This is a genomic window from Mycobacterium kyogaense, from assembly GCF_003254575.1.
In the GTDB taxonomy this organism is placed as follows: domain Bacteria; phylum Actinomycetota; class Actinomycetes; order Mycobacteriales; family Mycobacteriaceae; genus Mycobacterium; species Mycobacterium kyogaense.
Genome location: NZ_QJUA01000007.1, coordinates 135,848 through 161,324, shown reverse-complemented (window position 1 = coordinate 161,324; position 25,477 = coordinate 135,848). Strand labels below are relative to the sequence as shown.

General features: G+C 69.0%; 28 protein-coding genes. 15 read left to right on the top strand and 13 right to left on the bottom strand.

Annotated features, from left to right (window positions below; all coding sequences use genetic code 11):
* Positions 1 to 46: 46 nt before the first annotated feature.
* Positions 47 to 1,078, bottom strand: coding sequence for a fused (3R)-hydroxyacyl-ACP dehydratase subunits HadA/HadB (locus tag DMB80_RS08060; protein WP_111509351.1), 1,032 nt, complete (start codon positions 1,076 to 1,078; stop codon positions 47 to 49).
* A gap of 19 nt (positions 1,079 to 1,097) precedes the next feature.
* On the opposite strand from DMB80_RS08060, the gene DMB80_RS08055 reads away from it, so the two are divergent.
* Positions 1,098 to 1,613 carry a MarR family winged helix-turn-helix transcriptional regulator gene (locus DMB80_RS08055; protein ID WP_111509395.1) on the top strand — a complete coding sequence of 172 codons (516 nt, stop codon included), beginning with the start codon at positions 1,098 to 1,100 and terminating at the stop codon, positions 1,611 to 1,613.
* Position 1,614: 1 nt separating this feature from the next.
* Here DMB80_RS08055 and DMB80_RS08050 read toward each other — a convergent pair whose 3' ends face one another.
* On the bottom strand, positions 1,615 to 2,358 hold the full coding sequence (locus tag DMB80_RS08050) for an SDR family oxidoreductase (protein ID WP_111509350.1): 744 nt from the start codon (positions 2,356 to 2,358) through the stop codon (positions 1,615 to 1,617).
* Between the two features lie 83 nt (positions 2,359 to 2,441).
* On the opposite strand from DMB80_RS08050, the gene DMB80_RS08045 reads away from it, so the two are divergent.
* The 3 genes from DMB80_RS08045 to DMB80_RS08035 all read left to right on the top strand — a co-directional run bounded on the left by DMB80_RS08045 (position 2,442) and on the right by DMB80_RS08035 (position 4,642).
* Complete coding sequence (locus tag DMB80_RS08045) at positions 2,442 to 2,648, top strand: zinc-ribbon domain-containing protein (RefSeq protein ID WP_110797957.1); 207 nt, start codon at positions 2,442 to 2,444, stop codon at positions 2,646 to 2,648.
* Between the two features lie 85 nt (positions 2,649 to 2,733).
* Entirely contained in the window at positions 2,734 to 3,699 is a 966-nt protein-coding gene (locus tag DMB80_RS08040; protein WP_111509394.1) for a glycoside hydrolase family 6 protein, read from the top strand.
* 55 nt (positions 3,700 to 3,754) lie between these two features.
* Positions 3,755 to 4,642 carry a nitroreductase family protein gene (locus DMB80_RS08035; RefSeq protein WP_111509349.1) on the top strand — a complete coding sequence of 296 codons (888 nt, stop codon included), beginning with the start codon at positions 3,755 to 3,757 and terminating at the stop codon, positions 4,640 to 4,642.
* On the opposite strand, the gene DMB80_RS08030 is transcribed toward DMB80_RS08035, so the two are convergent.
* On the bottom strand, positions 4,624 to 5,124 hold the full coding sequence (locus DMB80_RS08030) for an STAS domain-containing protein (protein ID WP_111509348.1): 501 nt from the start codon (positions 5,122 to 5,124) through the stop codon (positions 4,624 to 4,626). The two genes, DMB80_RS08035 and DMB80_RS08030, sit on opposite strands and share 19 nt — an antisense overlap.
* Positions 5,125 to 5,354: 230 nt before the next feature.
* On the opposite strand from DMB80_RS08030, the gene DMB80_RS08025 reads away from it, so the two are divergent.
* The gene (locus DMB80_RS08025) at positions 5,355 to 6,533 is read left to right on the top strand and encodes an FAD-dependent monooxygenase (RefSeq protein WP_240431062.1); all 1,179 of its coding nucleotides are present in this window, start codon (positions 5,355 to 5,357) and stop codon (positions 6,531 to 6,533) included.
* Here the strand turns inward: DMB80_RS08025 and DMB80_RS08020 are convergent.
* From DMB80_RS08020 to DMB80_RS08000, 5 genes are all read right to left on the bottom strand, one after another.
* The gene (locus tag DMB80_RS08020) at positions 6,522 to 6,869 is read right to left on the bottom strand and encodes a hypothetical protein (protein WP_240431069.1); all 348 of its coding nucleotides are present in this window, start codon (positions 6,867 to 6,869) and stop codon (positions 6,522 to 6,524) included. The two genes, DMB80_RS08025 and DMB80_RS08020, sit on opposite strands and share 12 nt — an antisense overlap.
* A 70-nt stretch (positions 6,870 to 6,939) precedes the next feature.
* Positions 6,940 to 8,010, bottom strand: coding sequence for an aldo/keto reductase (locus DMB80_RS08015; RefSeq protein ID WP_111509347.1), 1,071 nt, complete (start codon positions 8,008 to 8,010; stop codon positions 6,940 to 6,942).
* A 39-nt stretch (positions 8,011 to 8,049) separates the two neighbouring features.
* Positions 8,050 to 9,306 (bottom strand): oxygenase MpaB family protein, encoded by a 1,257-nt coding sequence (locus DMB80_RS08010; RefSeq protein ID WP_111509346.1) that lies wholly within the window; start codon positions 9,304 to 9,306, stop codon positions 8,050 to 8,052.
* 31 nt (positions 9,307 to 9,337) lie between these two features.
* Positions 9,338 to 9,640, bottom strand: coding sequence for a hypothetical protein (locus DMB80_RS08005; protein ID WP_111509345.1), 303 nt, complete (start codon positions 9,638 to 9,640; stop codon positions 9,338 to 9,340).
* Entirely contained in the window at positions 9,637 to 10,356 is a 720-nt protein-coding gene (locus DMB80_RS08000; protein WP_111509344.1) for a GAF and ANTAR domain-containing protein, read from the bottom strand. The genes DMB80_RS08005 and DMB80_RS08000 overlap by 4 nt, the downstream gene beginning before the upstream one ends.
* Positions 10,357 to 10,438: 82 nt before the next feature.
* On the opposite strand from DMB80_RS08000, the gene DMB80_RS07995 reads away from it, so the two are divergent.
* Together DMB80_RS07995 and DMB80_RS07990 are read left to right on the top strand one after the other, a co-directional pair.
* Positions 10,439 to 12,187: an MOSC and FAD-binding oxidoreductase domain-containing protein gene (locus tag DMB80_RS07995; RefSeq protein ID WP_111509343.1), complete on the top strand. Its 1,749-nt coding sequence runs from the start codon at positions 10,439 to 10,441 to the stop codon at positions 12,185 to 12,187.
* Between the two features lie 120 nt (positions 12,188 to 12,307).
* A complete protein-coding gene (locus tag DMB80_RS07990; protein ID WP_111509342.1) occupies positions 12,308 to 13,261 on the top strand; it encodes an LLM class F420-dependent oxidoreductase in 954 nt (317 codons plus the stop codon).
* Positions 13,262 to 13,370: 109 nt separating this feature from the next.
* On the opposite strand, the gene malQ is transcribed toward DMB80_RS07990, so the two are convergent.
* Both malQ and DMB80_RS07980 read right to left on the bottom strand, forming a co-directional pair.
* Positions 13,371 to 15,359 carry a 4-alpha-glucanotransferase gene (gene malQ, locus DMB80_RS07985; protein WP_240431061.1) on the bottom strand — a complete coding sequence of 663 codons (1,989 nt, stop codon included), beginning with the start codon at positions 15,357 to 15,359 and terminating at the stop codon, positions 13,371 to 13,373.
* 28 nt (positions 15,360 to 15,387) lie between these two features.
* Positions 15,388 to 16,098 (bottom strand): VIT1/CCC1 transporter family protein, encoded by a 711-nt coding sequence (locus DMB80_RS07980; protein ID WP_111509340.1) that lies wholly within the window; start codon positions 16,096 to 16,098, stop codon positions 15,388 to 15,390.
* Positions 16,099 to 16,179: 81 nt separating this feature from the next.
* Between DMB80_RS07980 and DMB80_RS07975 the strand changes: the two genes are divergently transcribed.
* A complete protein-coding gene (locus tag DMB80_RS07975) occupies positions 16,180 to 17,007 on the top strand; it encodes an LLM class F420-dependent oxidoreductase (RefSeq protein WP_111509339.1) in 828 nt (275 codons plus the stop codon).
* 1 nt (position 17,008) lies between these two features.
* On the opposite strand, the gene DMB80_RS07970 is transcribed toward DMB80_RS07975, so the two are convergent.
* Positions 17,009 to 17,479 carry a hypothetical protein gene (locus DMB80_RS07970; protein WP_111509391.1) on the bottom strand — a complete coding sequence of 157 codons (471 nt, stop codon included), beginning with the start codon at positions 17,477 to 17,479 and terminating at the stop codon, positions 17,009 to 17,011.
* A gap of 135 nt (positions 17,480 to 17,614) precedes the next feature.
* On the opposite strand from DMB80_RS07970, the gene DMB80_RS07965 reads away from it, so the two are divergent.
* Complete coding sequence (locus DMB80_RS07965) at positions 17,615 to 19,078, top strand: amidase (protein WP_111509338.1); 1,464 nt, start codon at positions 17,615 to 17,617, stop codon at positions 19,076 to 19,078.
* On the opposite strand, the gene DMB80_RS07960 is transcribed toward DMB80_RS07965, so the two are convergent.
* Both DMB80_RS07960 and DMB80_RS07955 read right to left on the bottom strand, forming a co-directional pair.
* The gene (locus DMB80_RS07960; protein ID WP_111509337.1) at positions 19,075 to 19,911 is read right to left on the bottom strand and encodes a formate/nitrite transporter family protein; all 837 of its coding nucleotides are present in this window, start codon (positions 19,909 to 19,911) and stop codon (positions 19,075 to 19,077) included. The two genes, DMB80_RS07965 and DMB80_RS07960, sit on opposite strands and share 4 nt — an antisense overlap.
* Positions 19,912 to 19,954: 43 nt before the next feature.
* Positions 19,955 to 20,785, bottom strand: coding sequence for an acyl-CoA thioesterase (locus DMB80_RS07955; RefSeq protein ID WP_111509336.1), 831 nt, complete (start codon positions 20,783 to 20,785; stop codon positions 19,955 to 19,957).
* 82 nt (positions 20,786 to 20,867) lie between these two features.
* Here DMB80_RS07955 and DMB80_RS07950 point away from each other — a divergent pair, with 82 nt between their 5' ends.
* The 6 genes from DMB80_RS07950 to DMB80_RS07925 all read left to right on the top strand — a co-directional run bounded on the left by DMB80_RS07950 (position 20,868) and on the right by DMB80_RS07925 (position 25,463).
* Positions 20,868 to 21,713 (top strand): 1-acyl-sn-glycerol-3-phosphate acyltransferase, encoded by an 846-nt coding sequence (locus DMB80_RS07950; protein ID WP_046364261.1) that lies wholly within the window; start codon positions 20,868 to 20,870, stop codon positions 21,711 to 21,713.
* 8 nt (positions 21,714 to 21,721) lie between these two features.
* A complete protein-coding gene (locus DMB80_RS07945) occupies positions 21,722 to 22,156 on the top strand; it encodes an SRPBCC family protein (protein ID WP_111509335.1) in 435 nt (144 codons plus the stop codon).
* Between the two features lie 32 nt (positions 22,157 to 22,188).
* Positions 22,189 to 23,088: an EamA family transporter gene (locus DMB80_RS07940; protein WP_240431060.1), complete on the top strand. Its 900-nt coding sequence runs from the start codon at positions 22,189 to 22,191 to the stop codon at positions 23,086 to 23,088.
* A complete protein-coding gene (locus DMB80_RS07935) occupies positions 23,085 to 24,395 on the top strand; it encodes a hydroxyacid-oxoacid transhydrogenase (protein ID WP_111509334.1) in 1,311 nt (436 codons plus the stop codon). Before DMB80_RS07940 ends, DMB80_RS07935 begins: the two co-directional genes overlap by 4 nt.
* Positions 24,388 to 24,828, top strand: coding sequence for an acyl-CoA thioesterase (locus DMB80_RS07930; RefSeq protein ID WP_205538575.1), 441 nt, complete (start codon positions 24,388 to 24,390; stop codon positions 24,826 to 24,828). Before DMB80_RS07935 ends, DMB80_RS07930 begins: the two co-directional genes overlap by 8 nt.
* A gap of 62 nt (positions 24,829 to 24,890) precedes the next feature.
* Positions 24,891 to 25,463 carry a carboxymuconolactone decarboxylase family protein gene (locus DMB80_RS07925; RefSeq protein ID WP_111509333.1) on the top strand — a complete coding sequence of 191 codons (573 nt, stop codon included), beginning with the start codon at positions 24,891 to 24,893 and terminating at the stop codon, positions 25,461 to 25,463.
* Positions 25,464 to 25,477 lie beyond the last annotated feature (14 nt).

The following is a 25,477-nucleotide window of genomic DNA, read 5'->3' as shown; positions in this document are numbered from 1 at the left end:
GTGGGCTGTGGGATCGGTGGGTCGGCCGAGCCGGCGCCGCAGTGGGTCAGCTGAAGCGGACGGCGAGGGTGGCCAACCCGAAGATCTTCTTTCCGGCCGACTTCGCGCCGATGATGAGGACACCCGACCGGGTCTCGGGATCCAGCGACTTCACCTTGCCGCTGAACTCGACGTCGGCACCCTCCTTGGCCGACACGATCGCCGGCGCCGACAGCCGGACGGCGAACCGCAGCGCCGCTCCCGGATCACCGGTCCACGACGACGCGAACCCGGCGCCCAGGCCCATCGTCAACATGCCGTGAGCGATCACGTCGGGCAGCCCGGCGAGTTTGGCGATGTCCTCGTCCCAGTGAATGGGGTTGGCATCACCGGCCACCCCGGCGTAGTTGACGAGATCACCCCGCGACAGGCGGGTGTGGTGCACCGGGATCTCCTGGCCGGCCGACACGTCGGTGAACGCGCGTGAACCCGGGGTGCGCGTCGAGCCGCCATCGGACACCGTGATGTCCCCGTCGGGACGCACCGTCTTCTCGTAGCTCGCCTCAGATCCCCCGATTTCGAGGATGTTCATGTCGTGCATCATCGCCTTCTGCACTGCAACCTTGACGTCAGCGCCGATGTCCTCGGCGGTCACCCCGACCACCGTCGTGTGCAGCGTGTGCACCCGCTCGCCGGCGGTATCGGTGAACGTGTTCGTCACCGTGATCAGGTCGCGCCCGGCGATGCGGCGCACCGACGTCAGCTCGACGTCGATCTTCAGCTCATCGCCCGCCACGATCGGACGGTGCTGCTCGAAGACCTCCTCGGTCTGCATGTAGGTGTCGTAGCCGACCACGACCTCTTCGAACATCCGGCGGTTGCACTGCATCCCCGGCGCCGAAGTGAAGGTCAGTGGCGCCACGAGATCGGGATAACCCAGTTCAGCGGCGGCGTCGACATCCCAGTGCGCGGGGTGATAGTCCTGCACCGCACGGGCGTACTCGCGGAGCTTCTCGCGGCCGACCAGGTACGTGCCGTCCATCTGGTAGTAGTGGCCCACCCGGGCTTCCAACGGCGACGTTTCTGCTGCGGCAGTCATGGATTGCACACTAATCGGCATGGCAGAACGGTCGGCGGGGGCGGCGGGCGACGGGCTCACCGCCTCCCAGCAGCGGGCGTGGATCAGCTACATGCGGGTGTACCACCGGATCGAGTACGAGATGAACCGGCACCTCCAGCGCGACTGCGGGATGTCGCTTGCGGACTACACAGTTCTCAATGCGCTGTACAACGCGCCGGACGGCAAGGCGCAACTGTCCAGCCTGGCCACCGTCATCGGATGGGAGCGCAGCCGGCTCTCACACCACCTGAAGCGCATGGCCACACGCGGGCTGATCGACCGGCTGCCGTCGGCTGACGACGGCCGGGCCACCGACATCACGTTGACCGCCGACGGGGTGCGCCAGTTCCGAGCCGCCGTTCCGATCCATGCGGCCTGGGTCCGAGAGACGGTTTTCTCCGACACCGACCGTGGCCAGGAGTCGGCGCTCGCCGACATCCTGGCCACGGTCCACGACTCACTGCTGCGTGCGGGCACCCTCCCGCCGCCGGAATTCGGCTCGCCGACCGAGTGATTCACACCTGTTCTGCACCGCCGTCGACGAACACTTCCGCACCCGTCATGAAGCTGCTCTGATCCGAGGCGAGGAACAACACCGCAGCGGCGATCTCCTCCGGCCGGCCGACCCGGCCCAACGGCACCGTCGCGGCTTGGGCGTCGAGGAGCTCCTGCTCGCTGCCCGGAGCCAAGCCGACCAGCCCTGGGGTTTCGACAGGCCCCGGCACGACGGTGTTGACCCGGATCCCGCTGCCCGCCAACTCCGCGGCCCAGGTGCGACCGAACGACCTGATCGCGGCCTTCGTCGCGGCGTACACGCTGAACGACGGTGTCCCATTGGATGCCGCGGTCGAGCCCGAGAGGACGATCGAAGCGCCGCGATTGAGCAGGGGCAGCACCTTCTGCACGGTGAACAGTGTGCCGCCGACATTGGTGGTGAACGTGGTGGTGAAGTGTTCGACAGTGATATCCGGCAGCGCGGCGAACTCCCCGCCGCCGGCGTTGGCGAAGACGACGTCCAATCCTTCACCGCGCGCCTCGATGGCCTCGACGACCGCGTCGAGTTCCTCGGGTTTCGACACGTCGCTGCGCACGCCGGTCGCTGCGTCGCCGATCGACGCAACGGCCGCGTCGAGAGCCTCCTGCCGGCGCCCGGTGATCACGACATGCGCACCCTCGGCTGCGAGTCGCTGAGCAGTGGCCAGTCCGATTCCGGATGTCCCGCCGGTGACCAGTGCGGTCTTGCCTTCCAGCTGTCCCATGATGTTTCCCTTCTTCGCGGTGGACGTGCCCTACAACATGGGTGACATGTCACCTATTCCGGCGGCGTCGCTACGGTGGTGTGGTGTTGTTCTTGCTGTTCGGCATCGGAACCAAGCGCAAACCCCTCGGCGCGGGAGGCGTGCGGACGTGCCCTCGATGCCACAACACCACGCAGTGGACGCGGATGCGCCAGTTCCGCCAGTTCAGCGTCTTCTTCGTTCCGCTGATGCGGTGGAAACGACAGGAGTTCGAGATGTGTGGAATCTGCGGCACCGCCGTCACCACGTGAGGCCCGCTCAGATTGGCGTCGGACGAGAAGCCTCGATACGTTCGTCGGCGTGACGTTTCCCGCGCTCAGTTCGCTCGCCCGGTGGATGGCCCCTGTCATCGCCGTGACCGCCGTGGCCACCGCCGGCGCCCTCGCAGGACCGGCGCCCGCCGATCTGCGTACCGACACCGTGCGCCTGGCCGCCGACGCCAACCCGCTGGCCGGCCTGCCGTTCTACGTCAACCCCGACTCCAAGGGCGTCCGGGCAGCGCGCAGTGCCGGCAACCCCGTGCTCGACCGGGTCGTCAACACGCCGACCGCGTACTGGATGGATCAGCTGTCCACACCCGCAGTGGACGCGAAGTACATCGCGACCGCTCAGGCGGCGGGCACCATGCCGATCCTCGCCCTCTACGGAATTCCGCACCGCGACTGCGGCAGCTTCGCCGCGGGCGGCTTCGGGTCCGCGGGCGCCTACCGCAACTGGATCGACGGTGTCGCGGGAGCCATCGGCGGCGGGCCGGCCACCGTGATCCTCGAACCCGACGCCCTCGCGATGGCCGACTGCCTCTCCGGCGATCAGCGGCAGGAGCGATTCGACCTGATCTCCTACGCCGTGGACACGCTGACGCGCAATCCCGGCACCGCCGTGTACGTCGACGCCGGCCACTCCCGCTGGGTCAGCGCCGAGGAGATGGCCAACCGGCTCAACCAGGTGGGCGTCGCCAAGGCGCGCGGCTTCAGCCTCAACACCGCGAACTTCTTCACCACCGACGAAGAGGTCGGCTACGGCTCGGCGATCTCCGGGATGACCGGTGGCAAGCCGTTCGTCATCGACACCTCGCGCAACGGTGCCGGACCGGTCGAGGGGGATCCGCTGTACTGGTGTAACCCGACCGGACGCGCGCTCGGCGTGGCACCCACCGCGAACACCGGCAACCCGCAGATCGACGCCTTCCTGTGGGTGAAGCGACCCGGCGAATCCGACGGCTCCTGTGGCCGGGGTGAGCCCGGCGCAGGCACATTCGTCAACCAATACGCCGTCGACCTGGCGCGCAACGCCGGCTGGTGAGACTGCTCGCCGCGTAGGATTTCTCCGCGAGAAACCCCAGGCGGAAGGACAGGCGGTGGCGAGCGGACCCGATACCGCGACGCTGGAACGGGTGCTGGAGGCGGCCGGCTGGGCGCCGTCGGCGCAGAACTCCCAACCCTGGTCGTGGCACGTCGAACCGAACGGCCTGCATCTGGACGCCGATTGGAGCCGCCGGCTCGGCGACTCACCCTTCGACCGACGCGATGTCCTGCTCGCCTGTGGAGCGGTGCTCGACCACTGCGCGATCGCGCTGGACGCCGCCGGCTGGGCCACCCGCATCCACCGCTTCCCGGGCGGCACCGTGCTCGATCCCAGGCTCGATCCCAGGCTCGATCCCGTGCGCTTGGCCACCTTCGAGATGATCGAATCCGCTCCGATGCCGGCCGCTCGTGAGCTCGCCGACGTCATCCACCGCCGCAGATCGGACCGTCGTCAATACGCATCCGCAGCCCTCCCCGAGACGACGGTCGAAACGCTGCTGGTGCGTGCCGCGCGCCGCGGTGTCGAGCTGGGGGTCGTCCCCGCCGCGCGATGGCACCGCGACGACACCGGGCAGGTGCGTCTGCACTACGGCGACCCCGCGGAGACGTCCGCGGCTCCCGCCGACGGTGTGCTGCTCGCCCTCGGCACCGAGGACGACGGCGACGCGGCCCGGCTGCGTGCCGGGGAAGCGGCCAGCCGCGTTCTCCTCTCGGCGACGGCGATGGGGCTGGCGTCCTGCGCGTTGACCGAGCCGCTGCGTCCGGCGCGGGACAGGGTTGCGTTGGCATGTGAGGTGTTCGACGGGCAGAGGCATGCGCAGATGCTGATCCGCATCGGCACGCAACCGGCCGATGCACCGGATGTCTCCGCCGTCGTCCGGCGGTCTGTGGCCGAGACGACGACGTGGGCGGTGGACGGCGGTCAGCGGCGAATACGCTGAATCGTCGTGCGGCTCGCCGGCCGGTGCCACCCCGCCTGTGCGGTCCAGATGACGTGCGCGAGGCCGTGGCCCAGTCGGTCGAGACGAGCGAGCGCCGACGACAGATCGGCGGCAAGCGGGAGCTCGCCGTCCGGATCGCAGATCGACAGCAGGCGGCGGACCGGGTCGCCGCCCACGATCGTCCAGTCCACATCGCTGCGTGTGCAGTGCACGCTGATGTAGTAGAGCGCGGTGAAGCCCGCCGAGCCGAAGAAGTCGACGGCACGCAAGTCGAGCACGAGCTGTTTCGAGATACGCGTGTGTCGTTGGACGTAGCGGCCGAATTCCCGACCGTTGACCGCGTCGATCTCGCCGATGACCGCGATGGCGACGCGGTTGGACGAACACTGGCGGGCCTCGAAAATGGCTGGGCCGCAACGCTGTTGCTCGTAATCGGGACTGTAGGTAAGGGAAAAGCTGCGGTGCTTTTCGACGGCGGTCATCGTGGGACACCTCGGATCGGTTGAACTCGTGGACAGTCCGCGGGCTGGAAGCTCAACCAAAGTCAAGATAATACGGATTTCGTGTGAGCGAAAGGTCTGCGTCCATTCTGAGAGCGTGCCCCCCAGCAGGGCATCTGTGTCTGTGCGGCGCCTGGATATTGACGCTCGAGCTGATACACGGGTCGACCGCAACGAAATCCGTCGTCGCGCCACCGCAGGCACAATGGATCGTGCCCTCACACGCGATCATCTCCGGTGCCGGTATCGGCGGCCCCGCTCTGGCCCATCAACTCAACGCGCGTGGATGGCGCACCACGATCCTCGAGCGCTATCCGCAGCGCCGTGACGAAGGACAGAACGTCGACATCCGCGGCGCCGCCCGCGACGTCATCCGCCGGATGGGTATCGACGCCGACGTGCGCGCCGCCAACACCACCGAGATCGGGACCCGGTTCGTCACCGCCGACGGCAGGGCTGTCGCGTCGTTCCCGGTCGGCAGCGGCGGCCACTCCGACGGACCCACCGCGGAACTGGAGATCCTGCGCGGCGAACTGTCCCGCATCCTCGTCGAGCACACGGCGGAGGCCACCGACTATCGATTCGAGACCCAGCTCGTCGACGTGACCGACCACGGCGACCGGGTGACGGCGGCGCTGAGCGACGGCTCCACACTGGACGCCGACGTCATCGTCATCGCCGAGGGTCTGTATTCGCGCTCGCGCCGATTCGTCACTCCCGTCGACGTGCACAGGCTCGGCATGTACTGCGCCTACGCCACGCTGCCTCGCGACGACAGCGATGACCGGTGGTGGAACTGGCAGCACGCCACCAAGTCCCGCAGCGTGCACCTACGACCGGACAACCTCGGCACCACTCGCGGGATGCTGTCCTTCCTCTCCGACGTGCGCGGGCTGGAGGAACTCGGCCGTCGCGACCTGGTCACAGTGCTGCGGCGCACGTTCGCCGATGTCGGCGGCGCCGCACCGCGCATCCTCGATGCGCTGGATGCCGATGTGCCGATGTACTTCTCCGCGGTCGGCCAGGTGCATCCGCCGGTGTGGAGCAAAGGCCGCATCGGGTTGCTCGGCGACAGCGCGTTCTGCAACGCGACGTTCGGCGGCGCGGGCACCAGCCTCGCCCTGATCGGTGGCTACCTTCTGGCCCGTGAGCTCGCCGACGCCGACGACCCGAGTGCCGCCCTGCACCGTTACCGCGACGCCATGCGGCCGTTCGTCGCGACGGCGCCCACCGTGCGAGAGAACTCGCTGCGCTTGGCCAACCCGCGATCGCGATTCGGGGTGCGCGCCGTACACACCGTTGCGCGCGCCGCTGCGGGCCCCCTCGGGAAAGCGGTCAGCACAGTTTCGGGGATGGCCGGCATCGGCGGTGACCAGCAGTCACTGGACTGAGTCCGGCAGCAGCGCATCGATCACCGTCATCTCGGCAACCGTCGCCCACGACGGATTCGACTGCACCGGAACGCGAAACACCTCCAGGGAGGCCAGATCCGGACTCGTGCGGAGGTGCGCAGCGGTCAGCGGCTCGGGGAGCAGCGGGATGTGCACCGGCACTCGGTGCTTGCCGTCGACGACCGCCACGTCGCCGGTGATCCGCCCGACGCCCCAGATACCGCGGTCGGGCCGCGTCGTCACCCACAGCAGCACCCGCTGCCCAGGCTGCATCAACCGCGTCCGGTAGTTGTCGGCCACGCACCACCGCGGCGCGGTGTGCCCGGCCGAGACCATCGGCTCCACGGGCGTGTGCCGCGGATTGCACTTGATCACCCAGGCGCCCAGCGTCTCGAGCGAAACACGCTCAGACGTCAGAACTCTCCCGCCACAGGTCGATGCCGGATTCGATGGCGTACTGGTCGATTTCGGCGAGCTCCTCATCGGTGAAAACCAGGTTCTTCAGCGCGCCGAGGTTCTCGTCGAGTTGGGCCACGCTCGACGCACCGATCAGCGTCGACGCCACGGTCGGCTCACGCAGCACCCACGCCAACGCCAGCTGGGCCAGCGACTGGCCGCGGCGCTCGGCGATGTCGGCGAGGCCGCGCAGCCGCTGGAGAACGTCATCGGTGACCTGCTCGTCGTCGAACGTCGGGCGCGCGGTGGCACGCTCCACACCGTCGGCCGGCTGCGTCAGATAACGGTCGGTGAGCAGACCCTGCGCCAGCGCGGTGAACGCGATCGCGCCCATGCCCGCGGTGTTCAACTCGGCGGTGAGACCGTCCTCGATCCACCGATTGAGGAGTGAGTACGACGGCTGGTGGATCACCAGCGGCGTGCCCAAACTCTTTGCGATAGCGGCGGCTTCGGCCGTTTTCGCCTGTGAGTACGACGAGATGCCGACGTAGCGTGCCTTGCCGGTGCGCACCGCGGTGTCCAGCGCGCCGATCGTCTCCTCCAGCGGAGTGCGAGGGTCGATGCGATGGGAGTAGAAGATGTCGACATAGTCCAGCCCCAGTCGGTCCAGGGATTCGTCGAGGCTGTTGAGGACATAGGTACGGCCGCCGAGCTGACCGTAGGGGCCGGGCCACATGTCCCAGCCGGCCTTCGTCGAGATCAGCAGTTCGTTGCGGTAGGGCTTGAAATCGCGGCGCAGCATGCGGCCGAAGTTCTCCTCCGCCGAACCGTACGGTGGGCCGTAGTTGTTGGCCAGGTCGAAGTGGGTGATGCCACGATCGAAGGCGTGCCGCAACACTTCTCGTTGGGTGTCGAACGGCCGGTTGTCGCCGAAGTTGTACCAGAGGCCCAGCGAGATCGCCGGCAGCAGAAGCCCCGACGAACCCACCCGCCGGTAGGGCATCTCGCTGTAGCGCTGCGCCGAGGCGACCCAGGGGTCGTGGGTGAAGGGGACGTCCGGGATCGCGAATTGCTCGGCCATCCGTCCATCGTAGGCGCGCGGCCCGCGGGTCCACGAGAGTCAGCGGCGCAGCGGAACCGCCGCCTCGAACTGGGCCGCCTTGCCGGCCGACTGCCACGAGAGCCAGCGTTCCCACCGGTGCAGGTTGGTGCGCTGCCACCATCGATCCAGGGGCGGGCAGACGCGGCGGCCGATCTCGAGCGCGGTGATGGCCGGTGCCCGCGCGAGCAGGAGCGCGACTCCGGGCAGCGCCGACGGGAGCCGATAGCGGCGGCGATTCCACGGCAGCATGTAGAGGCCGAGGTAGCCGGCTTGCACGCGATAGTGGTACTCGGCGCGGAGCCGGCCGAGCCCCCGATGCGCGGTGGTCGGCGCGAATGCGGGCACGAACGACTCGACCAATTCGGTGCCGCTGGAACCGCTGTCGTGACTGCGGGCCGAATCCGCCATCAGTAGGATGCGCCACGCGTCGGTGACGGTCTCGGGGAAGTAGCCGTCACACCGCACGCCGACGAGATGGCCGCAGTAGCGGTTGAAGTGCAGCACCGCGCGCATCTCGGCGGGGGAGGTCACGTGGCCGAGCAGGAACAGCCCGAGCGCGGGCGCGACACTGCCACCGAGCAGCGTGAGCAGCATCGCGGACTGGCTGATCGGCAAGCCCCACCGCGCGGTGTCCCACTCCGGGTGCTGGCGCACCCGCTCGCGGACGCTGACGTGCATGATGCGCACGTGCAGAGAGATCTGCCGACCGAGCGAGCCGGGGGTCAGCAGCGCGCCCGGGCGGCACACCTCGATCCACCAGCGTGACGTCTCCAGGTAGCGATGCAGCGCGCGCTGGCCCGCGTACCCGCCGGACAGCGACAGCGGGACCGCGAGCCAGCCTTCGGTGTAGGTGTCGGTGGTGCCGGCGTTGCCGAGCGCGCCCAGCGCATACGCCCACCGTCGCCACACCGCAGCGCCCTGCTCGACCAGTTCGGGGTCCAGCCAATCGGGCTGCTGCTCGAACTCCGCGAACAGCGCCTGCATCGACTCCGGTGCCTCGGGCAGGCTGTCGATGCCGTGGCGTTGCGCCTGCTCGACGAGATCGCGGGCCCGACGGGCGCCGAGCTCCCCGTGGTAGGTCTCGGCGACGAAGCGCTCGGCCACCGGATCGCCCTCGGTGAGGCCGGTCATGAACGCCCGGGCCACGGCGTGGGACGGGAACGGGTCGATGCCCGTCAGCCGACGGATGCCGCTGCGCAGCCGCGCGCGGCGGTCGCCCACCTCGGGGTAGCGGAACGCGGTCGGCGCCCCGGGTGGGCGGACGGTGTCGGCCATCTGTCTGTCTTAGCGCAGGGGGCCGCCCTTCCTACCCTTCCTGTGGATCTTCGTCGTCGAGCGCGCCTTCCGCCTCGCTGAATTCGACGCTGTAGGGGGCACGTGGCGGGGCGATCTCACCGAGTCGTTCGTTGATCGCCTGCGCGACGATGTCGTGCTGCAACGGAGGCAGCGCCAGGGCACCGTTGAGATAGGCGTCGAGTTCGAAACGGCTCGCGACACCGCCGTACGCGAAGTAGCGCAGCCACAGATCTGCGATCGTCAGACCAGTCGATTCGAAGGCCCGCCGAAACCGTTCCTGTACGTCACCCGGGGTGGCCACCGGTCCGCTCACCCCTCCGTCGCCGAAGCGACGACCCGCTCGGCTACCTGGGTCAGGACGCGGCGGCTGCCGTGGGACTCCACGACGAGGCGGCGAAACGCCTCGTCCTGACCGATCCGATTGCGCGCCATCAGGATCCCCCGTGCCATCGCCACGACGTCGCGATCACGCATTGTGTTCTTCAGCGTGTCGCTCATCTGCTCAGCGGCCTGCACCGTCAGCGCATTGCTGACGAAGATCGCTGCTTGACGTGCGAAGCGGCGCAAAAGGTCTGCATCCCTGTCGGAGTAGGCATCTACCGTCGTGGAGTACACCTTGATGGCTCCCAGGGGCCGCTCGCCGACCACGAGTGCAGCGCTGAGGAACGATTGCATCCCCAGCGCACGCGCCGCGCGGATCCACGACGGCCATCTCTGTTCATCTGTATCGGGCTCCGTCCGGACGACGCGGCTCTCGCGCCATGCAGTGAGACACGGCCCCTCGTCGAGTTGGTACTGCAGATCGTCGAGCTGTCCGACGATGGGGTCGGTGGCCGCCGAGGTGATGCGCCGGCCTTGCGCGTCCAGCACGGTGAGACCGGCTCCCGCGCTGCCGCCGATCGTGTCGGCGGCCACCGACGTCAGGGTGGCCAGGGCCGAGGCCACGGTGGTCTCGGTCAGCAGGACGCCGGCCAGGCTGGCGAAGATGCCGGCCAGTTCCATATCGGGCTGCGACTGGGGAGCGGTCATGATGGGCTCCTACCCGACACCACGTCCGTCATGCGCGGGCGTTTCACCTGTTTTGCGGCAGCGGGGGAGCGAAGATGGCGAAGTGGCCACCCTGGTATCGGTGAACGTGGGCATGCCCCGCGACGTGTCGTGGAACGATCGCACCGTCTACACCGGAGCGTGGAAAGATCCCGTCACCGGGCCGCGGCGGATTCGCCGGCTCAACATCGACGGTGACGGACAGGGCGATCTCGGCGGGCACGGCGGCGAGAACCGCGCCGTGCTCGTGTATCAAATGGATTCCTACCGGCATTGGGCACAGGAGTTCGGCCGTGACGACCTGGTGCCGGGACTGCTGGGCGAGAACCTCACCGTGGAGGGTCTGCCCGACGACGAGGTGTGCATCGGTGACCGCTACCGCGTGGGTGACGCGGTTCTCGAGGTCACCCAGCCCCGCGTCACCTGCTATCGGGCCGGGATGCGGATCGGGGAGCCGCGAATGGCCGCACTGCTGGTTGCGCACCGCCGACCCGGGTTCTACTGCCGGGTGATCACGGAGGGCGATGTCGAAGCCGGGCAGGAGATCGTCAAGATCGCCGACGGCCCCGAACAGATGACCGTCGCCGAGATCGACGCGCTGCTCTACCTTCCCGGCCATGCTCGCGACGGACTCGCCCGGGCGCTGCGCATCCCCGCCCTCAGCCCGGGCTGGCAGGGTTCGCTGCGCGCCCTGGCCGACCACGACGGGGCCGATACCGGCAACCCCGGTCTGGCCGCCGCTGGTCCGCCGCCCGCCTGGACCGGCTTCCGGTCACTGATCGTGCGCGACGTGGTCGAGGAAAGCCGGTCGGTCCGTTCGGTCGTGCTCGCCGATCCGGCGGACGCGCCGCTGCCGAGATGGCTTGCCGGCCAATCGGTCACGGTCCGGTTGCCGCGCAGCGGCCAAGCGCCCGCCCTGATCCGTACCTATTCGCTGTGCAACGCGCCGGGTAGTCCGGCCTACCGCATCGGTGTCAAGCGCGAACCGCACGGCGCGGCAAGCGAATACCTGCACACGCAGCTGCATCCAGGTGACTCACTCGACGTCGCCGCGCCGCGTGGCACGTTCTGGTTGGCCGACGACGAGTCGCCCGTGGTCCTCGTCTCCGCCGGAGTCGGGGTCACGCCGGTGCTGTCGATGCTCAACGCACTGGTCGCAGCTGCATCCACCCGCCCGGTGTGGTGGCTGCACGGCGCGCGCAACGGCGCCGACCACGCGTTCGCCACCGAAGCCCAAAATGCGCTGAAAGCACTGCCGCACGCGGTCTCTCACGTCGCCTACAGCCGGCCCGCACCGACAGACCGGGCAGGGGTCGACTTCAGCGAGCCCGGCCGGCTCTCGGCGGCGACACTCGAGGAGCTGGACATCCCTCGCGAGGCCGCCGCCTACGTGTGCGGACCGCAGCCCTTCATGGCCGGGATGGAGGCGGCACTGCTCTCCCACGGCCTGGACCCGTCGCGGGTGCACACCGAGATCTTCGGTGCTGGGCCGGCTCTCACCCCCGGAATCGCCGCGACGACCCTCACGCCGCACCCACCCGAGGGCGAGCCCGGACCGGGTCCTGAGGTGCAGTTCGTGCGCAGCGGGCTGGCCGCGCCGTGGGGACCGAACCGGGTGAGCCTGCTCGAACTCGCCGAGGCGTGCGACGTCCCGACCCGGTGGTCATGCCGCACAGGTGTCTGTCACAACTGCGAGACGGCCCTGCTGTCGGGATCGGTGCGCTACGACCCCGAACCGCTCGAGCCGCCCGCCGACGGAAATGTGCTCATCTGCTGCGCGTCACCCGTCGAGCCGCTGGCGCTGGATCTGTAGCGCCGACTGCCACCGGAACATCCCCGCGAGCTCGGGTGCGCTCACCCCGACGCCGTTCCCCTGTCGGGATCGGCCAAACCCGCATGCATAGTGACACCGCCGCGGGGTAACCGCGCCGGCATGGCAAAGATCGGTTACTTCCTGTCCTGCGAACAGTTCACCCCGCAAGGCCTGGTCGATCAGGCCAAACGAGCGGAAGACGCGGGCTTCGAGGCGCTGTGGATCTCCGATCACTTCCACCCGTGGAACGACGAGCAGGGCCAGAGCCCGTTTGTGTGGGGCATCATCGGCGCGCTGTCGCAAGTGACGTCGCTGCCGGTCAGCACGGCGGTGACGTGCCCGACGATGCGCATCCACCCGGCGATCATCGCCCAGGCCGCAGCGACAGCCGCGGTGCAACTCGACGGCCGGTTCGTGTTGGGCGTGGGGAGCGGCGAGCTGCTCAACGAGCACATTCTTGGTGACCCGTGGCCCTCGGTGGGCGTGCGGCTGGAGATGCTCGAGGAAGCGATCGACGTGATCCGGTTGCTGCACCGAGGCGAGGAGATCAGTCACCACGGTGAGCACTACGAGGTGCAGGAGGCCCGCATCTACACCTGTCCGGAGCAGCCGGTGCCGATCTATGTGTCCGGATTCGGCACGCAGGCAGCCGAATTGGCGGGCCGCATCGGTGACGGGTTCTGCACGACGATGCCCGACGCCGACCTGGTCAAGGCGTTCCGAGAGTCCGGGGGCGGCGACAAGCCGGTGCAGGCAGGGACGAAGGTGAGCTGGGATCGCGATGCCGACGCCGGTCTCGACGCCGCACACCGGTTGTGGGCCAACGAGGCGCTGCCCGGTCAGCTGGCGCAGACCCTGCCGCGGCCCCGCGACTTCATGGCGGCCTCGACTCTGGTGCCGCGCGACATGGTGGCCGAGTCGGTGACATGCGGTCCGGATGTCGATGCGCACGTCGCTCAGGTGCGTCAGTACGTCGACGCCGGGGTCGACGAGGTCTACGTGCAGCAGATCGGCCCGGATCTCGACGGGTTCTTCACGAGCTGGCAGCAGGACGTGTTACCGCAGTTCCGCTGACACGGCCTCGGCTGACGCCGAACCCCGCCCAAACCGAGGTTTGGGCGGGGAATTGCCGTGTTTTCGCGCCCAAACGTTGGTGTGGGCGTAGTCAGTTGGGTGGGCGTAGTCAGTTGGGTGGGTGGCGAAATGCCGCGGTGATCGCAGCGACCCGCGGATCGGCCTGCAGCTCCTCGAGGGTCTCGGGCAGCGGTAGCCGCCAGTTCGGGTACTCGTCCACGGTGCCGGGCAGATTGGGCTGGCGCACCTCACCGATGACGTCGTAGGGCGAGATCAGCTTGAGCCTGCTCGGTGTACGCGCGAGCAGCCGGTGCATCGCCACGACGACCGCGGTCTCATCAGAGTCCTCGGCCCCGAGCAGCCCCTCAGAACGCAACAGCGCCAACCATTCCGCGCGCTCGGCATCGGCATTCGCCTGCTCTGCCGGCACGTCGTCGAGCAGGCCCAGATCGGCGCGCGCCCGCACATGCTCGCCCTCCAGGAACCCGGCGGCGGTCGGAAGATCGTGCGTGGAGATGCTTGCCGCCGCCCGTTCGGGCCACCGCGCCGGCGGCAGCAACGGCTCGTTCGGCTCGTCGAGGTCGCGAGTGAACCACGCCACCGCGCAGCCCAGCATCTCGTTGTCCGCCAGTGCCTGTGTCACCTCCGGCTCGACGGTGCCCAGATCTTCGCCGACCACGGTCGCGTTGGCCCGGTGCGCCTCCAGCGCCAACACGGCCAGCATCGCCTCGGCGTCGTAGTGCACGTAGGTACCGCGGTCGGGCCCATCGCCCGGCGGTATCCACCACAGCCGCCACAGCCCGGCGACGTGGTCGATGCGCAGGCCGTCGGCATGGGAGAGCACGGCGCGCAGCATGTCGCGCAACGGCGCATAGCCGCTCGCCGCCAATCGATCCGGCCGCCACGGCGGCAACCCCCAGTCCTGACCGCGGGGCGTGAAATTGTCCGGCGGCGCGCCGATGCTCACTCCGGTGGCCAGCACGTCGGAAAGCGCCCAGGCGTCGGCACCGTCTGCGTCGACGCCCACGGCGAGGTCGTGGAGCACTCCCAGCGCCATCCCGGATGCCTTCGCCGTCTCCCGCACCGAGCCGAGTTGCGCTGCGCACTGCTGCTGAACCCACGCGTGAAAAGCCAACCGGGGAGCCAACTCTCGCCGGGCAGCTGCGACTGCGTCGCTGTTGACCTGGCGCAGTGCTTCTGGCCACCGGCTCCACCGACCACCGTGACGTTCGGCGAGCGCGCAGTACGTGGCCCAATCGCGCAGCCCGGCAGAGGCGTCGCCGGACAGGGGATCAGGTCGCCCGGCCGAGTGCCACAGCAGCTCCAGCGCCGAGCGCTTCGCCGCCCACACCAGGTCGTGGTCGATGCGCGGCGTGCTCGCGGACACACGCAGTGCGTCGACATCGGCGCGGGTGGCGGGGTCGAGTCCGGCGTAGGCCGGTAGGTCCTCGATCCGCAACGCCAACGGGTCGGCGAACCGCCGGCTCGACGGCGTGTAGGGGGAGGGCTGCACCGGATGGGTCGGGCCGGGTGCGTGCAGCGGGTTGAGAAGTACCGCGCCGCAACCGTGTTCGGCGGTGGTCCAGCGAATGAACTCGGTCAGGTCGCCGAGGTCGCCGATACCCCAGGAGCGTCCGGAGCGCAGCGCGTACAGCTGCAGCATCCAGCCCCAGGTGTCGGGCGCGGTCGGCACTGTCGGCGGCGCGGCGACCACCGTGACCTCCTGGCCGTCGCGCGTGTGCAGCTGATACCAGCCCGGCGCCAGGTCGGCCGGGATCTCGTCGTGCACGTCGATGCGCGAGCCGTCCTCGGCGATCAGCAGCATCGCCTGAGGGACAGGCTTCGGCTGTCCGGTCAAGCGCACCGCAATGGTGGGCGGCAGCACTCCGGCCCGCGCGCGTTCCTCGAGACGGGTGAGCTCGGCGCGGCGCTGGGCCTCGGTACCGGCCTCCACATCGAGAAGACCGAGCACACGGATCACGACGTCGGCATCGACATTCACCGGTTCGCGACGTTCGTTGCGATAGAAAGTCGCGACGCCGTGCGCATCGGCCAACCGGCGCAGGTCGTCAGGCACGGGTGCGGGGTCGGTGGTCACCGCCGGTCTATACCCCGCGCGGAGATCCTTACACTGCGGCGCCGACCAGGTGTCCGATTCCATAGGTGATCAGCAGTGCGAGGCCGCCGCCGATCACGTTGCGGGCCAAGGCGCGTTGCTTGGGCGCGCCGCCGAGTCCGGCCGACACCGCGCCGGTGAGAAGAAGTGCGGCGAGAACGGCCACCACGGTGACCGGCACTCGCAACGACGTGGGCGGCGCAAGGATCGCGATGATGGGGAGCAGTGCGCCGATGGTGAAGGACAGTGCCGAGGACAGGGCGGCCTGCCACGGATTGGTGAACTCCCCTGGCGTGATGCCCAATTCAGCCTCGGCATGCGCGGTGAACGCATCGTGAGAGGTGAGCTCCTCGGCGACGGTGCGTGCGGTGGCGGGGTTCAACCCCTTCGCCTCGTACAGGGCGGCGAGTTCGTCCAGTTCTGCGGCGGGATCATCGCGGAGCTCGCGCCTCTCCTTGTTCAGCAGCGCCTTCTCGGTGTCGCGCTGCGTGCTCACCGAGACGTATTCACCCAGCGCCATCGACACCGCGCCGGCGGCCAGTCCAGCGATGCCGGCGGTCAGGATCGGGCCCCGCTCGGCCGTCGCCGCAGCGACGCCGACCACGAGTCCCGCGGTCGACACGATCCCGTCGTTCGCCCCCAGGACACCGGCCCGCAACCAATTCAGCTTGGCCGCAACGGAACCGAGATGAGGTTCGTCGGCGTGGGTTTCAGTGCTCACCGCGTCACCGTAGCCAGAATCGGCAGGATCTACCAGCAAACCAAGCCTTCCCAAACGCCGGTCACGGCATAGGCTCGACGCATGAAGTTCGGTATCGCGACCTTTGTCAACGACGACGCCATCGACACGGTGTCGCTGGCCCGAGCGGTCGAGGAGCGCGGTTTCACGTCGCTGTCGGTGGCAGAGCACACCCACATTCCCGCCAGCCGAGAGACGCCTTACCCCGGCGGAGGTGATCTGCCATCGGTCTACTACCGGACGCTGGATCCGTTCGTCACGCTGGCCGCCGCAGCGGCAGTGACGTCGAGCATCGAACTGGTGACCGGGATCGCGCTACTCATCCAGCGTGATCCGATCATCACCGCAAAAGAGGCGGCCAGCATCGACCTCATCTCCGGCGGACGGTTCGTGTTCGGCGTGGGGGCGGGATGGAACCTCGAGGAGATGCGTGATCACGGCACCGATCCCGCCACCCGCGGTGCACTGCTCGACGAACGCATCGAGGCCATCATCGCGCTGTGGACCACCGAGCCCGCCGAGTATCACGGGAAATACGTCGATTTCCCACCGTCTCACGCGCGGCCCAAACCGGTGCGCTCACCGCATCCGCCAATGTTCATCGGCGGCAACTCGAAGGCCACGGTGACGCGCATCGCCCGCCACCGCGCGGGATGGCTGTCCAATCCGCTACCGGTCGACGTGCTTCGCTCGCGCATCGAACAACTCAACGACCGCGCCGAGCACACGGTGCCTTTGCGGTTGTTCGCGGCGCCCGACGATCCCGAGTACTTACGGGAGGTGGCCGATCTCGGCTTCGAGGAGGCTCAGCTGCTGCTGCCCACCAAGCCGCTGGACGAGTCGCTGCGCATTCTCGACCGGCTGGCCGAACGGGTTGCGCAGTTCGGCTGACTCAGTGTGCGGCGGCGATCCGCACGGGTGCGCCCGCGGGCTGCGACGGGACGGCAGCAGGCACGGCCGCACGACGTCGGCGGCGCTGATCGCGAACGATGCGCCGGGTCAGGTGGCGCTCGTCGCGATCGGTCAGCGATCGGAAGCGCTGGGACAGGGCATCGAGCTGTTGCCAACTGAGCCCGTCGAGATCACCGTCGGCGTCGTGGGTCGCCACGACGACGGCGCCTCGCAGCAGCGGCACGTTCTTGGCAGTGAAATTGGTTGTCGCCATGAGTAATTCGGTGGCGTGGCGGTTGACGCGGCGCTGGCAGCGTCCCGCCGACGAGCTGAACCAGAAGTCGAACTGATGGTCAGCGCTGCTCAGCGACTGCAGTCCGCGGTCGTGCACGAGACGGTCGATGTCGGCCCGGGTGTAGGCCCGTGTCTCATAAATCGAACCCTGGGTGCTGAAGTACAGGATTGTGTTCATGGCGATGATCCATTCGTCACTTTCTCGGCGGGGGTGTGACACGGGGTCCGCGTCGTTACTGGAGTTACCCATGTGACAAATGAGACAAACCTTGATAACGATTGAAACATTCCCATTGCGCGCTACGGTCGCGTGATGGACTTCGCGGACTACCGGACTTTCGATGCCGTCGGGCTGGCCGAGCTGATGGCTTCCGGCCAGGTGTCGGCCGATGAGTTGCTCACCGTCGCACGGGAACGGGCCCGCGCCGTCAACCCGCGGATCAACGCGATCGTGCGCGACGTGCCCGCACCAGAACCCTCCGACGGTCCGCTGCGCGGGGTGCCGTTCCTGATCAAGGACCTCGGCCAGGACTTCGCCGGACTGCCCACCGGTGCCGGATCGCGGGCACTGGCATCGCGACCCGCCGCCGAGCACGCCACGGTGGTGCAGCGCTGGCTCGATGCCGGCCTGGTGATCTTCGGCAAGACCAACACCCCCGAGTTCGGCGCCAAGGGGATCACCGAGCCCGTCGCGAACGGCGCGGCGCGGAACCCATGGAACCTCGCCCACAGCCCCGGCGGGTCGTCCGGCGGATCGGCAGCCGCGGTCGCCGCCGGCATCGTCCCGTGCGCGGGCGCCAGCGACGGCGGCGGTTCGATCCGCATCCCGGCGGGCTGCTGCGGCCTGTTCGGACTCAAGCCCGGCCGCGGCCTCGTCCCGTCAGGTCCGGGTGCCGGGGAACCCATGCACGGCGCCGCGGTCAACGGCGTCGTCTCCCGATCGGTGCGCGACACCGCCACGATGCTCGACGTACTGCGCGGCGGCGAACCCGGCGCCCCGTACTCGCCCGCGATTCCCGCAGAGCCGTTCACCTCGGTCCTCGACGCAGACCCCGCGCCCCTGCGGATCGGGTTCCGCGTGCCGTCCTCGATCACCCCGTCTCCGGACCCGGAGGCCTACGCCGCCGTCGAGAACGCCGCGCGGGTGTTGACCGGACTCGGCCACCAGGTGGAGGAGCTGCCGGAGGCGCCGTTCGACGACGCCGCCCTGGCCCGCGACTTCCTGCTGACCTGGCTCGTCTCTCTGGCCTACGAAGTCGACGAGACCAAGAGGTTGACCGGCGCGGGTGACGCATCCTTCGAACGGGACACGTTGATCATGGCGGCGCTGGGCCGGGCGACCAGCGCCGTCGACTACGTCGACGCCGTGGCCCGCCGCCACGAACACACCCGTCGGCTCACCGACTTCTTCACCACGCACGATCTGCTGTTGACGCCGACGCTGGCCAGCCCACCGCCGGTGATCGGCGCCTTCGACCTGCCGGCTGCGCTGGCGCGCGGCGCCGACGTGCTGCTCAAGACCCGGACCGCGAAGATGCTGCGATTCACCAAGATCGTCGACGACATGGTCGACGACAACCTGGGCTGGGTCCCGTACACCCAGCTGGCGAACCTGACCGGCCGCCCGGCCATGTCGGTGCCGCTTCACTGGACCGCAGGCGGGCTCCCGCTCGGCGTCCAGTTCGTGGCTCCGCTGGCCGGGGAGTCTCTTCTGCTCCGCCTCGCCGCCCAGCTGGAGCGGGCCGCGCCCTGGTTCGATCGGGTGGCCCCGGTCTAGCGTTCCTCACCCGCCGGCGACTCGGCCTCGCGGCGTTCCTCTTTCAGGCGATCCTTGCTGCGGATCAGGCGCAGCAGCGTGACCAGCGCCAGCCCGCCCACGATGTTGCCGACCACCGTGTAGCCGAACCACGACAGCCAGTCCAGGTAGCCGAACGACGTGCCTCCGGCGATCAGCGCCCCGAAGATCAGCAGCGAATCCAGGATCGAGTGGAACAGCTGCAGACCGGCCAGCAGGAACGCGCCGGCGACCGCCGCGGCGATCTTGGCCGGCATCGAATCGGTGCCGTGCTGCATGCGCGTCATCAGCGTGATCACCATGCCGCCCAGCAGCGCGAGCGCGATGCTCTCTGCGTTCAGCGGCGCCTCGACGAAGTGCTTCGCCGATTCGATCGTCTGCTCGTGCAGCTTCGGGAACGCCGCCATCACCAGCCACATGATCAGCCAGCCGCCGACGAGGTTGGCCGCCAGCGTGCCTGCCCACAGCTTCAGCAGCTGCGCGACGCTTGCCCGTTTGGCGACCACCGTGGTGACCGGCACGAGGAAGCCTTCGGTGAACAGCTCGCTGCGGCCCAGCAGCAACGCGAGGAAACCGACGGAGAATGCCAGGCCCGCCAGCAGGGGGTTTCCGGTGGCGAGCAACACCGACAGGTAGGCCAGCACGCCCATCGCGACCTCGGTGCCGCCGAAGAACCCGGTGACCAGCACTTCTCGCGGACTGCGGTGCAGACGCTGGGTGCCCTCGTCGACCATTCTGTTGAATGCCTGCTCGAGAGCGTCCTCGATCGGGCTGTCGGAATCGCCGAGTTCACGTTGCCGGGCAGTGGTGTCCATCGCGCGGGGATACCCAGTCCCGGCCCGCCGAGACGCTCCAGTGTCAGCCTCGTGGCGGGGCGAAATACAGCTCCTGTCGCACGGTGCACACCAGCGTGCCGTCACGGTTGAACATCGAGCCGCTGCCGAGCGCCAGCGCCTCGGTGCTGCTCGGCGAGCTCTGGTCGTAGAGCAGCCAGTCGGACAGGTCCGCCGGGGCGTGGAACCACACCGAGTGGTCGCGCTGCAGGGACGTGCCGATCCGGCCGCGGGCGCGATACACCGGCTCGGTCAGCGTCACCGCCGACAGATAGGCGACCAGCGCCGCCGTCCGCGCCGGGTCGTGCTCCGGCAGCTCGCCGTCGGGCCGCCACCAGATGAGGCTGCGCGCCGGCGGCACCGACTCCTCCTCGACGATGCGCCGCTCGAACCATCGCAGGCTGGCCCACTGCCCGGCCGTCGCCTCCGAAGACTCCGCGAGGTGCGGAGCGACCACCGGCAATGACTCCGGTGCGGGCGCCTGCGGGCAGGTGGGCTGATATCCACCGGCTTCCGCCCCCGGAACCAGCGCGGTGAACGACGACATCGCCTCGAGCAGGATCTGGTCGTCCTGGCGGGCCGTCACCCGGCGCGCCGAGAACGTGCGGCCCTCCTGGAGGTCGACGACGTCGAACCGGACCGGCCGGCGGGCGTCACCCGGCCGGAGGAAGTACGTGTGCACGCTGTGCGGAGCGCGGTCGGGTGCGGTCAGGCTCGCCGCCAACAGCGCCTGCGCGGAGATGTGCCCGCCGAGGATGTGATTGGCGGGCGCCGGAAGCTGCTCCCCGCTGAACGAGCGCGAATCGAGGCGCGTCAGGTCCAGCGAGGCGAGCACGTCGGCAAGGGAGGAGGGCACGCCGCAGATAATGCCCGACGGGTGCGTGGCCGCCGCGGCGCTGCAGGTTTACTCCGAGCCGATGGTGGTCAATATCACTGCCATGCCTGGGCTGGGTGATGCGTTGGAATGGGTCAAGCACGAAATCTCGGCGCGCGTACCCAAGGCCGACCTCGATCAGCGCGACGCCGACTACATCCTCGAGCAACTGCCGGGACTGTGGTTGCTGGCGTCGCTGTACTTCCGCGCCGACGTCCGCGGGTTGGATCGCATCCCCGCCAACGGCCCCGTGCTGATGGTCGGCAACCACAGCGGCGGCAATCTGCCCCCGGACACGTTCGTGTTCACGTTGGCGTTCTGCTCGTACTTCGGTGTCGAGCGACCGTTCTACCAACTGGCGCACAACCTGGTGGTCTCCATGCCCGGGCTGGGATCGCTGCGCAAGTTCGGCACCGTCGCCGCCAACCACGACAACGCGACGCTCGCCTTGGCATCGGGCGCGGCGCTGCTAGTGTACCCCGGCGGTGACTACGAGGTGTTCCGGCCGTCGTGGGAACGCCACGACGTCGACTTCGGCGGCCGCAAGGGCTACGTCAAACTCGCTCGTGAAGCAGGAGTGCCGATCGTCCCGATCGCCAGCGTCGGCGGCCAGGAGGCCGCGCTGTTCCTCGACCGCGGTCAGTGGCTGGCCAAGTTGCTGATGGTCGACAAGCTGGCCCGGCTCAAGAGCGTGCCGATCCTGTTCGCCCCGCCATGGGGGCTGACGGTCAGCGACTTCATCCCGCGGCTGCCGCTGCCGACCAAGGTCGTCATCGAGGTCCAGGAACCCATCGACGCCGCCGACATCGCCAACGCCGACGACGACGTCATCAACGACAAAGTGCTCGCCAGCCTGCAGGGTGCGGTGGACCGCCTCGGCGCCGAACGGCGCTTCCCGGTGATCGGATAGGGGGAGCCATGCGACTCTCGCGCAGCATCGTCGTCAACGTCGAACCCCACCTGGTGTGGAAACACATCAGTGACCCCGGGTGCTATCCCGAGTTCATGGCCAACCTGGAGCGCTGGGAGATCGTCACCGACACCCCCGCCGGGGTGGGCGCGCGCTACACCGTGCACTGGAAGGTCGGCTCGGTGCCCATCGGCGGCGTGATCGAGGTGTCCGAGTTCGACGAGCCGCGCGACCTCGCCTGGATCGGCATCACCGGGATCACGCTGCGGGGCCGCTTCCGGATGCGCGACGCCGGAGACGGCCGCACCAAGGTGAGCTTCCGACTCGCCTACGAGGCGCCCGGTGGGCTGCTCGGATTGATCGCCGACCGTGTCGCCGCGAGCCAGGTGAGTCGCACGATGGGCGAGACACTGCGCCGGCTCAAGGACTTGGTCGAGCCCTGACGTCGAGCACTGACTCTGCTGTACTCGCACCCGTGCCCGTCCGTGCGATCCCCCCGTGGTCGGTGCCGCTGTTCTTCGTCGTCGGTGCGGTGTCTCAGTACGTCGGCGCGGCGATCGGCGTCTGGCTGTTCGCGACGACGGAGCCGGCGACGGTGGCGTGGCTGCGCGCGATGGGCGCCGCGGTGGTGTTGCTCGCGTGGCGACGGCCCTGGAACAGGCGGGGGAGACGGCGCTGGACCCGGCGGGGTGTCGGCGCGGCTGCGGCGTTCGGCGCCGTCACGTTGGCGATGAACATCGCGTTTTACGAGTCGATCGCCCGGATTCCGCTGGGCACTGCCGTCGCGATCGAGTTCACCGGTCCGGTGGCGGTCGCGGTGCTCGGGTCGCGCCGGCCCCTCGACTACGCGGCTGTGGGACTGGTCGGTGCGGGGGTCTACCTGCTGGCCGGAGTGCAGGCCGACGTCGACGCCGTGGGCGTGGCGTTCGCGCTGCTCGCCGCCGCGCTGTGGGCGGGCTACATCGTGCTCGGCAAACGGGTCGCCGACGCGGGGACCGGGCTCGACTCACTGGCCGTGGGTATGGCGGTTGCCGCGGCGGTCAGTGCGCCGGTGCTGCTCGCGATGCAAGCCGCTGTCGACGCGTCCGTGCTCGCCGAACCGCGGACCTGGCTGTGGGGCGCGGGCATCGGGCTGCTCTCCAGTGCCATTCCCTACGCGCTGGATCAGCCGGTGCTCGCGACGATCGGCAGGGCGCGGTTCGCGCTGCTGCTGGCGTTGCTGCCCGCAACCGCCGCCGTCGTCGGCGCCGTGGCTCTCGCCCAGCGGCCCACCGTCGCCGAGGCCGCGGGCATCGGCGCGGTGATGGCGGCCCTGGCGGTCAGTGCCCGGGCCGCCCGCCGCGGCGGCGGTGACGACGGCACAATCGAGCCATGAGCTGTTGCCAGCACGAGGCGGGCCTCGACCCCGGATTCGACACCGCGTTCACCGTCGACGCCTCCCGCATCACGTTCGGTCGTGGCTGTATCGGCGAGGTGGGGGACCGGGCGGCTGCGCTGGGGATGCGTCGCGTCGCGCTGTTCACCGATCCGTCGGTCGCCCGGCTGGAGCTGTTCGACAACGCACAGCGCGCGCTGCGCGACGCCGGACTCGACGTCGTCACCTATGCCGAGGTCGCCGTCGAACCCACCGATGAATCCTTCCGTGCGGCAGCAGCTTTCGCCACCGACGCGCGCCCGGACGGTTATGTGTCGGTCGGCGGTGGATCGGTCATCGACACGGCCAAGGCCGCCAACCTCTACGCCACCCACCCCGCCGATTTCGCTGCCTACGTCAACGCGCCCGTCGGAGAGGGTCGACCGGTACCCGGACCGCTGGCGCCGCACATCGCCTGCCCGACGACATCAGGCACCGGCAGCGAGGTCACCGGTATCGCGATTTTCGATCTCCTCGAGCTGCACGCCAAGACAGGCATCGCCAGCCCGGCGCTGCGGCCGTCGGAGGCGCTCGTCGACCCCGACAGCACCGACACCCTGCCCGGCGAGGTCGTCGCCTGCAGTGGGTTGGACGTGCTCTCCCACGCGCTGGAGTCCTACACCGCAAGGCCGTTCACCCGGCGGGCGGCGCCGGCGCGGGTCAGCGCCCGACCGATGAGCCAGGGCGCCAACCCGTGGAGCGACCTGGGCAGCCGCGAAGCCCTCGCTCTGCTCGGCCGCTACCTGGTGCGTGCGGTGACAGACTCCTCGGACCGCGAGGCCCGCGAGCAGACGATGTGGGCGGCGACGCTGGCCGGCATCGCGTTCGGCAACGCCGGTGTGCACATTCCGCACGCGATGGCCTACGCCGTGGCGGGACAGGTTCGCGAATTCCGCCCCTCCGGATATCCCGACGACAAACCGCTTGTGCCACATGGCATGTCGGTGATCCTCAACGCGCCCGCTGCGTTCCGCGTCACCGCCGCGGCGGACCCGGAACGCCACCTCGCCGCCGCCGGGCACCTCGGTGCCGACGTCTCGAGCGCCGTCCATGCCGACGCGGGGGAAGTCCTCGCCGGCCATCTCGTCGGCATCATGGAGGCGGTCGGGATGCCGGCCGGGCTCGCCGACGTCGGCTACACCGACGCTGACGTGACTGCCCTTGCCGCCGGCGCGTTCCCGCAGCAGCGGCTGCTCGGCAATGCGCCGATCGACGTCGATGAAGCGTTGCTGGCCACCATCTTTCGCGGTGCGCTGAGCTATGCCTGATCGCGAGCCCGAGGTCATCGACGGCTACGGCTACGTCCTGCCCATCACCACCCGGTGGATGGACAACGACGTCTACGGCCACGTCAACAACGTCACCTACTACAGCTATTTCGACACCGTCGCCAATCACTTCCTGATCACCGAGGGTGGTCTCGACATCCACACCTCACCGGTCATCGCGCTGGTGGTGGAGTCATCGTGCACCTACCGTGCCCCAGCTGCCTACCCAGACCAGCTGCGCGCCGGCCTGCGTGTCGACGCGATGTCCCGGCGATCGGTGACCTGGGGCGTGGCGATCTTCGGCGCCGACGACTCAGCGGCGCTTGCCCACGGACGCTTCGTGCACGTGTTCGTCGACCGTGAAGAGCGCCGGGCGGTACCGATCCCCGAGCAGATCCGCGCCGCACTGGAAACCATTGCCGCACAGGTGTAGTCCGAGCCCGGGATGCGGAGGCGACCCGGAGGCGTTCGACGGGTCAGACGGAAGGAGATTTCATGGCCAAGCCCACCGCATATTCTTCGCAGGTCAGCGTTCCTCTGCCTGATGAAACCGAGCTGCGTGAAGCGCTCGGGGAGGGCTACGACTCCGACAGAGCGCTCAACGTCGTGAAGATGTTCGCCGGCACCGGTGACTTCCTGCCCGCGTTGATCGGAATGGTGCGCGCGATCTTCGGTGCAGACGACATCGACGCCCAGCACCGGGAAGTGATCATCTTGCGGGCGGCCGCCGTGCTCGACGTGCCTTACGAGTGGCAAGCCAACGAGCAGATGGCTCGCAACGCCGGGTTGACCGCGGAGGAGATCGAGCGGATCGCCGCTGACGGACCGGTGAGTGGACTGCGTGACGAGTGGCTGCTGCTGACCACCGCAACCGACGAGATGCTGACGCGCGCAACGTTGACCGATGCGACTCTGCAGCGGCTCCTGGATGGTTTCGGGCCGACGACCACGCGGCGCTACATCGCCACCATCGCGTGGTTCAGCTTGCTCAGTCTGTTCCTCAACGCGACTCGGGTCCCTTTCGAGGACACCGACAAGATCGGTTCGCGTACCAGCCCGTTGGAGTGAACGCCGGGTTGCCG

Excerpts from the sequence above, each read along its gene's own strand:
- DMB80_RS08060 (WP_111509351.1), bottom strand. The coding sequence starts at position 1,078 with ATGACTGCCGCAGCAGAAACGTCGCCGTTGGAAGCCCGGGTGGGCCAC.
- DMB80_RS08055 (WP_111509395.1), top strand. The coding sequence starts at position 1,098 with ATGGCAGAACGGTCGGCGGGGGCGGCGGGCGACGGGCTCACCGCCTCC.
- DMB80_RS08050 (WP_111509350.1), bottom strand. The coding sequence starts at position 2,358 with ATGGGACAGCTGGAAGGCAAGACCGCACTGGTCACCGGCGGGACATCC.
- DMB80_RS08040 (WP_111509394.1), top strand. The coding sequence starts at position 2,734 with ATGGCCCCTGTCATCGCCGTGACCGCCGTGGCCACCGCCGGCGCCCTC.
- DMB80_RS08030 (WP_111509348.1), bottom strand. The coding sequence starts at position 5,124 with ATGACCGCCGTCGAAAAGCACCGCAGCTTTTCCCTTACCTACAGTCCC.
- DMB80_RS08020 (WP_240431069.1), bottom strand. The coding sequence starts at position 6,869 with ATGGTCTCGGCCGGGCACACCGCGCCGCGGTGGTGCGTGGCCGACAAC.
- DMB80_RS08015 (WP_111509347.1), bottom strand. The coding sequence starts at position 8,010 with ATGGCCGAGCAATTCGCGATCCCGGACGTCCCCTTCACCCACGACCCC.
- DMB80_RS08010 (WP_111509346.1), bottom strand. The coding sequence starts at position 9,306 with ATGGCCGACACCGTCCGCCCACCCGGGGCGCCGACCGCGTTCCGCTAC.
- DMB80_RS08000 (WP_111509344.1), bottom strand. The coding sequence starts at position 10,356 with ATGACCGCTCCCCAGTCGCAGCCCGATATGGAACTGGCCGGCATCTTC.
- DMB80_RS07990 (WP_111509342.1), top strand. The coding sequence starts at position 12,308 with ATGGCAAAGATCGGTTACTTCCTGTCCTGCGAACAGTTCACCCCGCAA.
- DMB80_RS07975 (WP_111509339.1), top strand. The coding sequence starts at position 16,180 with ATGAAGTTCGGTATCGCGACCTTTGTCAACGACGACGCCATCGACACG.
- DMB80_RS07970 (WP_111509391.1), bottom strand. The coding sequence starts at position 17,479 with ATGAACACAATCCTGTACTTCAGCACCCAGGGTTCGATTTATGAGACA.
- DMB80_RS07965 (WP_111509338.1), top strand. The coding sequence starts at position 17,615 with ATGGACTTCGCGGACTACCGGACTTTCGATGCCGTCGGGCTGGCCGAG.
- DMB80_RS07960 (WP_111509337.1), bottom strand. The coding sequence starts at position 19,911 with ATGGACACCACTGCCCGGCAACGTGAACTCGGCGATTCCGACAGCCCG.
- DMB80_RS07950 (WP_046364261.1), top strand. The coding sequence starts at position 20,868 with ATGCCTGGGCTGGGTGATGCGTTGGAATGGGTCAAGCACGAAATCTCG.
- DMB80_RS07945 (WP_111509335.1), top strand. The coding sequence starts at position 21,722 with ATGCGACTCTCGCGCAGCATCGTCGTCAACGTCGAACCCCACCTGGTG.
- DMB80_RS07935 (WP_111509334.1), top strand. The coding sequence starts at position 23,085 with ATGAGCTGTTGCCAGCACGAGGCGGGCCTCGACCCCGGATTCGACACC.
- DMB80_RS07930 (WP_205538575.1), top strand. The coding sequence starts at position 24,388 with ATGCCTGATCGCGAGCCCGAGGTCATCGACGGCTACGGCTACGTCCTG.
- DMB80_RS07925 (WP_111509333.1), top strand. The coding sequence starts at position 24,891 with ATGGCCAAGCCCACCGCATATTCTTCGCAGGTCAGCGTTCCTCTGCCT.